Source organism: Senegalia massiliensis, assembly GCF_900626135.1.
Taxonomy (GTDB): Bacteria; Bacillota; Clostridia; order Tissierellales; family SIT17; genus Anaeromonas; species Anaeromonas massiliensis.
The window spans coordinates 883,719-896,104 of sequence record NZ_LR130785.1 but is presented as its reverse complement, the minus strand read 5'-3'; the positions used below and the strand labels follow the sequence as shown (position 1 = coordinate 896,104).

Below are 12,386 nucleotides of genomic sequence, written 5' to 3'. Positions count from 1 at the left end.
CCTTATTTTATATTTTTTAAGTCATCTTTTTTCCATGAAAATGTTCTGGATTCAACTCCACCTAAATCTTGTATTTCAATTTCTACAAACTGAGTATTTTCATCAATTATATTTTCACCATTATATTTTTTAGATAGTGTTAACTCACCACTTAAATGATGTCCTCCTCCCCCAGTTAATTGCCATGAAAATCCTTCATTTATATTAAATTTATCTGTTTTTAAATTAACTTTATTTTCATAGTTTATATTTTCAAGATCTACAGAATGTGTATTTAACATTAATTCAAACATTAAATTTTCATCATTATCTTCTACTATATTTTTTAGTACTATTGCTACATCAACACTTCCTCCACTATGATTTCTTATATAATCTCGATAATCAACTCCTGATTCTTCTTCTGATTCTACTACTTCTTCTTGTTCTATTTGTTCTGTTGATTGATAATTTGTTACTTCAGGATTTTTTCTATCTCTTAGCATACCAGATACTGGTATGCTAAGAATAGCCAAAGCAATTATTATAATGACTATTTTTTTCATTTATTTTTCGCCCCTAAGCAATATTTTTATTATAATGATGGTTCTATATCTTTTTTCTTTAGCCTTAGTGAATTATATACTACATTTAAAGAACTTATAGCCATAGCAGCTGCACCTATCATTGGATGTAATAATCCCAGCACAGCTACTGGAATAAATACTGCATTGTATATCCACGCCCAGAAATAATTTTCTCTAATTTTACTAAATATGGCTCTAGATAATTTTATTGCAGATATTATTCCACTTAATTCTCCCCTTACTAAGGTAACATCTGCAGCTTCAATTGCTATATCTGTACCTGTTCCTATAGCAGTACCTACATTTGATTGCTTTAGAGCAGGTGCATCATTGATTCCATCTCCTACCATAGCTACTGTACCATATTTCTTTTGTAGTCTTTCAACTTCTTCTACTTTTCCATCAGGTAAAACTTCTGCAATCACATGACTTATTCCCACTTTTTTACCTATAGCTGCTGCAGTTCTTTTATTATCTCCTGTAATCATAGCAGTCTTAATCCCCATATTTTCTAACATCTTTATAGCTTGAGCAGAGTCTTCCTTTATAGGATCTGCTACAGCCACAATTCCTAATAGCTGATTACCTTTAGCGAGTAACATAGCAGTCTTAGCTTCATCTTCTAATCTAATTAGATCTTTTTCATAGCTCTCATAAGAAATTTTATTCTCTTCCATTAATTTTCTATTTCCTACAAGAATAGTTTCTCCGTCAATCATTCCAATTACGCCTTTACCAACAATAGCATTAAAATCACGTACATCTCCTAGTTTAATTTTCTCATTTTTTGCCTTCTCTACAATTGCATGTGCTAGAGGATGCTCAGAACCTTTTTCTATTGTACCTGCATAGTAAAGAAAATCTTTTTCTTCAACTCCATCTACCATTACTAAGTCAGTTACTTCTGGTTTCCCCTTTGTAATAGTACCTGTTTTGTCAAAGGCAATAGTAGTTACTTCTTTAAAGGTTTGTATTGCTTCACCATTTCTAATTAAGATTCCTCTTTCTGCTCCCATACCACTACCTACCATTAAAGCTGTAGGTGTTCCAAGTCCTAGAGCACATGGACAAGATATAACTAAAACAGCAGTAGCTGTAATAAAGGACAATGTTAATGGAGTTAAATCAGGATTTACCCATGGTAAAAATGTTGCTCCCCACTCAATAATACTTAAATGAAACTCAGGAAAAATATTAAAGGAAATAAATGTCCAAATAGTTATAATAAGAATTGCTGGCACAAAATAACCAGTAATACGATCAGCAAATTCTTGAATTGGTACTTTAGACCCCTGACATTCTTCCATCATTTTTATAACTTGTGATAGGAATGTATCTTTTCCTACTTTTGTGACCTTAACTTTTAGAAGTCCTTGTTTATTGATAGTTGCACCAATTATTTCATCGCCTTTTTTTCTTTTTACAGGCATAGACTCTCCTGTAGCCATAGATTCATCTAATAAACCATTTCCATCAATTACAACACCATCAGTAGGAACTTTTTCTCCTGGGCGTATTACCATGATATCTCCTGTCTGTAAATCTTGTACGGGAACTTCTATTTCTTCTCCATCTACAATAACTTTTGCTGTTTTAGCTCCCATTTGAAGTAGCTTTTTAATAGCTTGGGAAGCCCTTCCCTTAGCTCGAACTTCTAAATACTTTCCAATTAAATGAAAAGTCATAATAGTTGTAGCCATTTCAATAAAAGATTGAACTGGAATAAAGAATCCCATTAACCCAATAAGATAAGGAGGTAGAGACCCTAATGTTACTAAAACATCCATATTAGGACTTTTATTTTTAAGTGCTTTAAAGCTCCCAACATGAACATGCAGTCCAGTTCCAAATACTATGGGAAACCCTAGTAGGGCAACTATTGGTAAATATCCTGGAATAGCTCTAACAAACATGTGAACTATCATAAGTCCCATGATAATACTTGATAATGCAATTGAAATTTTCATTTTTTTTGCTGCTTTTTTAATTTTTATTTCATCTTCATCTACATTATCAGTTTTGTTTTCTTCTAATACTAATTCATATCCTAAACCATCAACTTTTTTCTTCATATCTATTAATCTAACCTTTTTAGTATCGTATTCAATTGTTACTTTTTCTACTGCAAAGTTTACATTTGCTGACTTAATACCTTCCATATCATTTAATTTCTTTTCAATATTCCCTGCACAAGAAGTACATGTCATACCCTTTAGTTTTACTGTAATTTTCTCAAGCTTATCATCAACCTCAGGAGCCGCTTCATATCCTAAATCTTTTATTATACTAATTATTTTTTCAGGACTTTGAACCTCTTGTTTAAATTTCACTTGACCCTTTTCAGTGGCAAAATTTATATTAGCATTTATTATACCCTCAGTTGAATTTAATTTTTTCTCAATATTAGCAGCACAGCTAGTGCAAGACATTCCTTTAAGTGCAAAACTCATTTTTTGGCTCTTTTGACTCTTTGTTTCTTGTGTCATTTTTATACCTCCTTCTATTCTTATTCCTATTAGTGTATAAAATAATAAAACCAAACTGAAAATACTCCTAATCCTGCTATCAATATATAGTGATATGTTGGGTTTTTAGAAATATTATTTTGTTTTTTAGTTTTTGATTTATTGCCTTTATTATTTTTCTTTATAATATTATTAAAAATAATTGCAACTATAATTATAATTAAACTAGTAATATGTGCTACTGAAAATGGACCTACTACCATAGGATTTGTTCTGAAAAATTCTACTATAAATCTTATAACTGAAAACCCTATTATATAATTAATAAATAATTCTCCATCATATTTAATATGATGTCTTTTTTTCCATAGATAAGTGAATAATATTAAATCAAGTATAACTTCATAAATTTGTGCTGGATGTAAAAGTTGATTGTTTACCATTACTCCCCAAGAGTATTGTTTATTCATAGGTATACCAAATACATCACATCCAACTCTTCCTATTGCCTGACCTATTATAATTCCTGGTGCAAATGTATCAGCAACACTAAGAAAATTTATTTTTTTTCTTTTGCTATACCATATTGCAAAAGCTATGCCAAATATTAAACCACCTTGAATTGACATTCCACCATTTCTTATTGCAAATACTGCTTTAGGATTTGCTAAATAATAATCTAAATTAAATACTAATACATAAAAAATTCGAGCACCTATTAATGACGCTATTATTGTATATATTGCTAAATCAGATAATTTATCTATATCTTGATTTTTCCTTTTCCCTTCTTTTAGCATTATTAATATCCCTATTAATATACCCAGTGCAATAGTGATACCAAATACATATATAGAAAAATGCCCTATTCTAAAAGCTTCTACCATATTACTACCTCCTATTATTTTTATTAATTATCACAATAAGGACAATGTCTCCAATTTGTGCTAATTTTCATTCCACAATTATCACATTGCTTTTTTATTTGTGTTTTACAACTTGGACAATAATTGTATTCTTCTTCAATGCTTTCGCCACATTTATTACATATGGCATAATTCTCTTTAGGTTTACAATTACAAGAATTAACCCTTAAAGATATTATGAAAAATGTTATTATAACTATAGTCCAAAATATTAACATCATAATAATTTTCCTTTCTTTTGTAAGTTTTAAAACACTAATTGTGGCTTATGCTACACTAAATTTAAAATCATTTAATCAATTAGCTCAATATACGCTATGATTATTATTTTCAAATGTATATAATTGCAATTTATATGCCAAAAGTAATTTTACACAAAAAAATAAAAGCATTAATGCTTTTATTTTTTTATATCTATATTATATTTTTCTATTCTATATATAAGTGCATGTCTTGTAATTCCAAGTAATTTTGCAGATTTTGTCTGATTGAAATTTGTCATTTTTAGTGCTTGATTAATTAAGTTTTTTTCGACTTCTTCTAAATTTATACCTGAACTTGGAAGTTTAAATTCATTTAATTCATCTCTTATATTTAATATTTCCTTAGGTAATTTTTCTTTGCTAATAAGATTATTTTCACTTAATATTACAAGTCGTTCTATTACATTTTCTAATTCTCTTATATTTCCTCTCCATTCATAATCTTTAAGAGTATCTAAGGCCTCATCTGTTATTTTAAATTCTTTTTTACCTAATTCTTTACTATATTTATCTAAAAAATAATCTATAAGTAATTTTATATCATCTTTTCTTTCTCTTAAAGGTGGGATTTCTATTGGTATTACATTTAATCTATAGTATAAGTCCTCTCTAAATTTACCTTCTTCTACCATTTTAAATAAATCTTTATTTGTAGCTGCAATTATTCTAACATCTACTTTTATAGTTTCAGTTCCTCCAACTCTTTCCATTTCTCTTTCTTGTAATATTCTAAGAAGTTTGACTTGAACATTTAAATCTATTTCACCTATTTCATCTAAAAATATAGTCCCACCATCTGCTCTTTCAAATCTTCCTAACTTTTTATTTATAGCTCCAGTAAATGCACCTTTTTCATGACCAAATAATTCTGATTCAAGTAAATTTTCAGGTAATGCTCCACAATTCACCTTTATATATGGTTTCTTTGCTCTATCACTATTGAAATGAATTGCATTTGCAATAAGTTCTTTTCCTGTACCACTTTCTCCTGTAATTAAAACTGTTGCTTTACTAGGTGCTACTTTATTTACAATATTTAATACATTTTTTAATTCTTTACTTTCACCTATTATTCTCTTTCCTGTTTTATTTCTAAGTTCTTCTGTTAAATAATCAATTGTATCTGACATTTCTCTTATATCTAATGCTTTTCTTATTTGAATTTTCAATTCTTCTACATCAAAAGGCTTTGATATATAATCGATTGCACCTATTTTCATAGCTTCTATAGCAGTTTTAACACTACCATGTGCTGTCATCATCATAGCTACTATATTAGGAAATTCATTTTTTATATTTTTTAATGCTTCTAAACCGTTCATTTCTGGCATTTTTAAATCGAGTAATACTAAGTCTGGTTCATGTAATTTAACATTATCTATAGCTTCTTTACCATTTGATGCAGTGATTATAGTATAATCTTCATTTTTTAATGCTCTTTTAATGGCCCATATCATATTCTTTTCATCATCAGCTATTAAAACCTTTTTCATGAATAAATCCTCCTTTAATTTATTTTAGGCAAATAAATTTTCATTTCTGTTCCTTTATTAATCTCACTATTTATTTCTATATATCCATTATGTTCTTCTATTATACTATGTGTAATTGAAAGACCAAGGCCTGTTCCTTTATCTTTAGTTGTAAAAAATGGCTCAAATATTTTTTCTATTTTTTCTTTAGATATGCCAACACCTGTGTCTTTAAATGCTATTACAAAGTTACTTTTTTCTTCTACTAAACTTATATCTAATTCTCCTCCTTTGGGCATTGCTTGAATTGAATTAAATATTATATTTATAAAAGCTTGTTTTAGTTTTTCTTCATCTGCTAATATATCCTTTACTTTTTCTAGATTATAGTCTATGGAAACATTATGTTGTTTTGCATATTTTTTTGTTATTAATACTATGTCATTTATTAATTTATTTAGATTTATATTTTTTTTATCATTTATTTTAGGTTTTGCAAAATTCAAAAGTTCTTTTATAACATCATTTGCTCTATTTATCTCATGATTAATTATACTTAATCCTTCTTTGAAATCTTCATCTTCTGTTTCGGAATGCATTGTTTGAGAAATAGTCTTTATTATTCCCATAGGGTTTCTTATTTCATGTGCCACACCTGATGCTAATTCTCCTATAGCTGATAATTTTTCTGTTCTTCTTATTTGTTTTTCTAATTTTTTTATTTCGGAAATATTTTCTAAAATTATTACAACACCTTCAATATCACCATTAATATTTTTAAGTGGATAAGCTAATAAATTAACATCTAATATATTTCTATTTTTAACTTTAAGTTGTGTCTCTATATTAATCTTTTTGTTTCCTCTATCCATTACTTCTTGTAAAACCTTTTCTATTTTATTATGCTCAATAAAAATTTCACTTGCACTTTTACCAATAAACTGCTTTTCAGTTTTTTCTAATAGTTTCTTTCCCTCTTTATTAATAGATTTAATATTAAGTTCTTTATCTACAGATATTAAAACATTTGTTATACTGTTTAAAATATTTTGAGTATAATTTTCTAAATCAGTTAATTTTTCTATTTGATATTGTAATAACTTTTGTTTTCTATAGTCTGATCCAACTAAAAATCCTGTAGTAATACCAATCAATGAAAACATGATTATTTCTAAAAATTGATTTAATATTTTAATATCTATTTCTCCAAAATATATAAATAAATGTGGTGCATATAACAAAGATATAACTATTGGTGTTATAATTCCACCTCTAAGTCTAAATTTAAAAGCAGCAAGTATAATGGGAATATAATATAGTCTCCTATAAAAATCATGAACACCCCATTCTGAAGATAGGCTAAAATAATGAAAAAATGTTATTATAATTATCATTATACTAATATAAATCATATCTTTAATTTTTTTATTCATACAATCACCTCACTATAAAATTACTTTATCATAATTTTTTAAAAAAATATATATTTGGCATAATTATTGCGTTTATATTTAGTTAAGTTTATTAAAAAAAGGAGGGAAATAAATTATTTAGCTATATTAAAGATTTATATATCTATAACATTTGTTAGATATACTACAATAACTGTGTGATATAACACAATAATTATAAGGAGATGTTACAATGAAAAATAAAAAGAAGAAAAATATATTTCAAAAATTTATAGAAAAACTAGCTGATACAAATAAAAAAGATTTTGGTAGTGGTAGAATGGATTGCTGTGAATTAAACCAAAAAAGTAATGGCTCATATAATAAAAAATGAAAAAGGGAGATATGGTAATAATTATAACTCTTTTGATTATTTCCATAATAAGTTTAATTTCAGCTAAAATATTAAATAAAAATATAGATGAAAAAAATATTATAATACAAGTTGATAGTAAAATAGTAAAAGAAATAGAGATAAATGAAAATATAAATGAAACATATAACTTTAACTTTGGTAAAGAAGAAGGATTTTTAGAAGTTAAAAATGGTAAAGTTAGAATGCTAAAAATGAATGATGATATTTGTCCTAGAAAAATTTGTTCAGAAACAGGATGGATAGAAAAGTCTAAAGAGACTATAGTTTGTCTTCCAAATAAAATAGTTGTTAGTTTAGAAGCAACAAATGAAAAAAATGAAGAAAATATTGATATATTATCATTTTAATGCTAGAGAGGAGTAACTTATGGAAAAAAATCAAAGTAAAAAATTATCCCTTATCATGCTTGCATGTTGTTTATTACCAATAATACTATTAGTAGCTTTACCTGCAATTGGAATTACTAATAAAAGTGGAAGATTTCCTGTTTTATTATTATATTTTATCTCTCATATAGGGATAATGATGTTTATGATGAGAGGAGGTGGGCATAAGTCTTGTCATGGAGAACATGACAAAGAGAGTCAATAATATAATTTAAAAGGAGAGAAAAAAATGAAGAAAAAAAGTATCTTATTTATGGTTTTAGCGATAATTTCAATACTTGCCTTAACTGGATTTGTATATGCTGATAGATTTGATGGTCATTTTTCACATATGAGAAATTACGACTATCAAGGAGAATCTGTTCATGATGATATGCTTGATATAATGAAAGAAAATGGATATGAAGATATTGCTGAATCAGTAGAAAATGGTGATTATGAAAAAATGGATGAATTTATGAACAATATCACTGATGAAGATTATGAAAAAATGACTAAAATAATGAAAGAAAATGGATATGATCATATGGGTGATATGATGGAAAGCTACACTAAAGATGAAATGATAGAAATGCATAATTCAATGGGTGGAGCTGAAAACTGTCATTAATATTAATAATTATCTATAATTTCATATGAATATTATGAGAAGATCTATTATTAAATTTAATAATAGATCTTCTTTATTTTATACTAATCTTATATAGTTAGATGACAAGCTACGCTATGTCCTTTTTTTATTTCTCTAAGTTCTGGTTCTATATATTCACATTTATCTATTTTATATTTACACCTAGTTTTAAATCTACAACCCCTTGGAGGATTAATTGGACTTGGCACATCACCTGTAAGTATTTCTCTATTTCTATTCTTAGCTAAATCAGGATCTGCTATTGGTATAGATGATAATAATGCTTTTGTATATGGATGAAGTGGATCTTTATATAAATTATCACTTGTATTTACTTCAACTAATTTTCCTAAATACATTACACCTATTCTATCTGAAATATGATTTACCATAGATAAATCATGAGATATAAATAAATATGTCAAACCAAACTCATCTTGTAAATTTTTTAATATATTTATAACTTGAGCTTGTATGGATACGTCCAATGCAGAAGTTGGTTCATCACATAATATAAATTTAGGTTTTACAGATAGGGCTCTTGCTATACCTATCCTCTGTCTTTGTCCACCACTGAATTCTCCAGGATATCTATCTATATCCCCTTTATTTAATCCTACTTTTTCTAACAAATCATATATAATATTAAATCTATCTTTTTTACTTATATTAAGTATCTCAAGTGGCTCATTTATAATATCCCCTACACTCATATAAGGATTTAAAGATGCAAAGGGATCTTGAAATATTATTTGCATATCTTTTCTATGTTTCTTTAAATCCCTTTCTTTCATGTGAGAAATATCATTACCATTAAATATTATTTTTCCCTCTGTAGGTTTATACAATCTAGTAATAGTCCTACCAATAGTAGATTTGCCACATCCAGATTCTCCTACAAGTCCAAAAGTCTCTCCTTTGTATATATTAAAGCTGACATTATCAACTGCTTTTACAAATTCATTGCTTTTAAAAAAGCTATTTTTTACCTCAAAATATTTTTTAAGATTTTTTATTTCAATTAAAGGCTCTTTCATCTAAATTCCCACCTTTCTATTTAAAAAACACATAGATTTATGAGTATCAGAAAGATTAAAAGTATCTGGTCTTTTTTCTTTACAAATATCCATTCTAAAATTACATCTCTCATAAAATGGGCAACCTTTGGGTGGATTTAATAAATTAGGTGGAAATCCTTCTATTGGTAAAAGTTTTTCTTCTTTTCCAATCTTAGGTATAGAATTTAAAAGTCCTTTGGTATAGGGATGATTAGTATTATAAAATATTTCTCTTACTGTGCCTTCTTCCATTATAAGTCCACCATACATTACAATTATTCTATCACAAATTTCTGCAACCACTCCTAAATCATGAGTTATTATAATTGTAGATGTATTAGTTTTATGTTTTAGTTCTTTCATTAAATCTAATATTTGTGCTTGAATTGTAACGTCTAAAGCTGTAGTAGGCTCATCTGCTATGAGTAACTTAGGTTTACAGGATAATGCCATAGCAATCATAACACGTTGTCTCATTCCCCCACTAAATTCATGAGGATAATTATCTATTCTAGTTTCTGGTGATGATATTCCAACCGCTTCCAAATATTTTATTACTTCAATCCTAGCTTGTTTTTTATTTAATCCTTTGTTTTTAATTAAAATATCTGACATTTGTTCCCCAACAGTATAAACAGGATTTAAAGAAGTCATTGGATCTTGAAATATCATTGATATTTCGTTTCCTCTTATATTTCTTAATTTTTTTTGAGAATAATTTTTTATATTTTCACCTTTAAATGTTATATCTCCATCTTTTATTTTACCAGACTTTTTTATAAGCCCCATTATAGACATTGAAGTAACACTTTTACCACTACCAGACTCTCCAACTATTCCTAAAACTTCTCCTTGTTTAACATTAAAGCTTATTCCTCTAACAGCTTGTACTTCTCCATTTCTTGTGAAGAAAGATGTCTTTAAATTTTTTACTTTTAATATATTATTCATTTTATTCTCCCCTTGAATCCAGTGTATTTCTAATAACATCTCCTAATATATTAAAACTAAGAACTGTAAGTAATATAAATATACCAGGAAAAATTCCTAAATATGGTGCTTCATCTATATACCCTTGAGAGTTACTTAACATACTTCCCCAAGAAGCATCAGGAGCTTGTACACCCATACCTAAAAAACTAAGTGAAGATTCAATGAGTATTGCACTAGCTATACTTAAAGTAGCTGCCACTATAATTGTAGGTAATACATTTGGTATTATATGTTTTTTTATTATTTTAAAATTTGATATTCCTAAACTTTTCGCATACAATACATATTCACTACTTTTTATGCTAAGTGTTTCTGCACGCACTAATCTTGCTGTTGTCATCCATCCAAGTAATCCTATTACTGAAATTATTATTCCCATACTAGGTTTAAGGTAAGCATTTAAAATTAATATTATAAAAAAGCTTGGTATTGACATAAGTATATCTACTGTTCTCATTAAAAATGAATCAATTTTTCCTTCAAAGTACCCACTTATAGAACCAACTATAGTTCCAATTATTGTAGAAATTAACATAGACAAAAAACCAACACTTAAAGATATCCTTCCTCCATATAATATTCTAGTAAAATAATCTCTTCCCATTATATCGGTACCAAATATATTTTTTATATTAGGTGATGTAAATCTAGATGCCATATCTATTTTATTTGGATCATAAGGCGATAAAAATGCAAATATAGATATAACAGTAAAAGTAATTATTATAAAAAAAGCAAATTTGCCTAATCTATTGCTAAATATTTGATTTTTTAATCCTTTCATTAATTTAATATACATCAAATCACCTCATATTTCTAATTCTTGGATCTACAATCCCATATAAAATATCTGCAACTAAATTTCCTATAATAAGTAATGTAGCAGTAAGCATTGTAGTTGCCATTATCACAGGATAATCATAATTAAATATAGAATCAACTCCAAGCCTTCCCATTCCTGGCCACCCAAATACTGTTTCTGTAACAAATGCACCTGTTACAATATTAGGCAAACTCATACCTAATATTGTAATTATAGGAAGTAATACATTTTTAAGTACATATTTAAACATGATTTTATATTTTGAAAATCCATATGCTTCTTCAGTTCTAACATAATTTGCATTTAATTGTACTATAGTGCTTGTCCTTATATATCTTGTATAAATAGATATACTAGAAAAACTTAAAACAATACAAGGTAATATTCCATGTTTTATGACATCAAGTATAGAATCTGGTTCTCCTAAAGTTCTCATCCCAACACTAGGTAATAAATTTAATTTATAAGCAAATACATATATAAGTAATATTCCAAACCAAAAACTTGGTATTGATATTCCAATATAAGATATTGTGGTAATAATATTATCTATAGTTTTTCCTTTATTCTTTCCTGTATATAATCCTAAGGGTATAGAAATCAATAAAGATAATAATAAAGAACTTCCCATAAGTCCTACAGTAGCTGGAAGTCGAGATTTTATTATTTGTGTAACAGGCTTAAAATCTATTAATGAATATCCTAAATCTCCTTGTAGTACTTTTTTAATCCATTTCATGTATTGAATATATATAGGTTCATTTAATCCTAATCTTTCTTTTACTGCTTGTATTTCACTAGCATTCATCTTAGGCGAAATATAGCTAGTTGATGGATCACCTGGTGCCATATGCATTAAAGTAAAAGATATTATAGATATTATAATGAGCATAGTAAGTCCTTGTAGTATTCTTTTTAAAATATAATTTGTCATATTTCACCAACTTTCAAATTAATTTTAAAAGACAGCTCAGAA

General features: G+C 27.3%; 14 protein-coding genes. 4 read left to right on the top strand and 10 right to left on the bottom strand.

Features of this window, described 5'->3' with window-relative positions; genetic code table 11:
* Window positions 1-2: 2 nt before the first annotated feature.
* The 6 genes from E0D94_RS04385 to E0D94_RS04360 form a co-directional block, all read right to left on the bottom strand.
* Window positions 3-545: a hypothetical protein gene (locus E0D94_RS04385; RefSeq protein WP_130806083.1), complete on the bottom strand. Its 543-nt coding sequence runs from the start codon at window positions 543-545 to the stop codon at window positions 3-5.
* 29 nt (window positions 546-574) lie between these two features.
* On the bottom strand, window positions 575-3,052 hold the full coding sequence (locus E0D94_RS04380; protein WP_130806082.1) for a heavy metal translocating P-type ATPase: 2,478 nt from the start codon (window positions 3,050-3,052) through the stop codon (window positions 575-577).
* A gap of 29 nt (window positions 3,053-3,081) precedes the next feature.
* Window positions 3,082-3,918: a prolipoprotein diacylglyceryl transferase gene (lgt, locus tag E0D94_RS04375; protein WP_130806081.1), complete on the bottom strand. Its 837-nt coding sequence runs from the start codon at window positions 3,916-3,918 to the stop codon at window positions 3,082-3,084.
* A gap of 23 nt (window positions 3,919-3,941) precedes the next feature.
* A complete protein-coding gene (locus E0D94_RS04370) occupies window positions 3,942-4,178 on the bottom strand; it encodes a zinc ribbon domain-containing protein (RefSeq protein WP_130806080.1) in 237 nt (78 codons plus the stop codon).
* Window positions 4,179-4,357: 179 nt separating this feature from the next.
* A complete protein-coding gene (locus E0D94_RS04365) occupies window positions 4,358-5,713 on the bottom strand; it encodes a sigma-54-dependent transcriptional regulator (protein WP_130806079.1) in 1,356 nt (451 codons plus the stop codon).
* A 14-nt stretch (window positions 5,714-5,727) separates the two neighbouring features.
* On the bottom strand, window positions 5,728-7,125 hold the full coding sequence (locus E0D94_RS04360) for a two-component system sensor histidine kinase NtrB (RefSeq protein WP_130806078.1): 1,398 nt from the start codon (window positions 7,123-7,125) through the stop codon (window positions 5,728-5,730).
* A 211-nt stretch (window positions 7,126-7,336) separates the two neighbouring features.
* Between E0D94_RS04360 and E0D94_RS14735 the strand changes: the two genes are divergently transcribed.
* From E0D94_RS14735 to E0D94_RS04345, 4 genes are read left to right on the top strand one after another with little or no spacing between them, the layout of a single operon-like run.
* On the top strand, window positions 7,337-7,477 hold the full coding sequence (locus E0D94_RS14735) for an LDCC motif putative metal-binding protein (protein ID WP_165442863.1): 141 nt from the start codon (window positions 7,337-7,339) through the stop codon (window positions 7,475-7,477).
* The gene (locus tag E0D94_RS04355; RefSeq protein WP_130806077.1) at window positions 7,474-7,866 is read left to right on the top strand and encodes a NusG domain II-containing protein; all 393 of its coding nucleotides are present in this window, start codon (window positions 7,474-7,476) and stop codon (window positions 7,864-7,866) included. Before E0D94_RS14735 ends, E0D94_RS04355 begins: the two co-directional genes overlap by 4 nt.
* 19 nt (window positions 7,867-7,885) lie before the next feature.
* Window positions 7,886-8,110 carry a hypothetical protein gene (locus tag E0D94_RS04350; protein WP_130806076.1) on the top strand — a complete coding sequence of 75 codons (225 nt, stop codon included), beginning with the start codon at window positions 7,886-7,888 and terminating at the stop codon, window positions 8,108-8,110.
* 24 nt (window positions 8,111-8,134) lie between these two features.
* A complete protein-coding gene (locus E0D94_RS04345; protein ID WP_130806075.1) occupies window positions 8,135-8,515 on the top strand; it encodes a hypothetical protein in 381 nt (126 codons plus the stop codon).
* Between the two features lie 89 nt (window positions 8,516-8,604).
* Here the strand turns inward: E0D94_RS04345 and E0D94_RS04340 are convergent, their stop codons facing one another.
* The 4 genes from E0D94_RS04340 to E0D94_RS04325 are packed head-to-tail and all read right to left on the bottom strand — an operon-like array spanning window position 8,605 to window position 12,344.
* Entirely contained in the window at window positions 8,605-9,573 is a 969-nt protein-coding gene (locus E0D94_RS04340; protein WP_130806074.1) for an ABC transporter ATP-binding protein, read from the bottom strand.
* Window positions 9,574-10,545: an ABC transporter ATP-binding protein gene (locus tag E0D94_RS04335; RefSeq protein ID WP_130806073.1), complete on the bottom strand. Its 972-nt coding sequence runs from the start codon at window positions 10,543-10,545 to the stop codon at window positions 9,574-9,576.
* Window position 10,546: 1 nt separating this feature from the next.
* The gene (locus E0D94_RS04330) at window positions 10,547-11,386 is read right to left on the bottom strand and encodes an ABC transporter permease (protein WP_130806072.1); all 840 of its coding nucleotides are present in this window, start codon (window positions 11,384-11,386) and stop codon (window positions 10,547-10,549) included.
* Window positions 11,387-11,390: 4 nt separating this feature from the next.
* Window positions 11,391-12,344, bottom strand: a complete 954-nt coding sequence (locus E0D94_RS04325; protein WP_130806071.1) for an ABC transporter permease — start codon at window positions 12,342-12,344, stop codon at window positions 11,391-11,393.
* Window positions 12,345-12,386 lie beyond the last annotated feature (42 nt).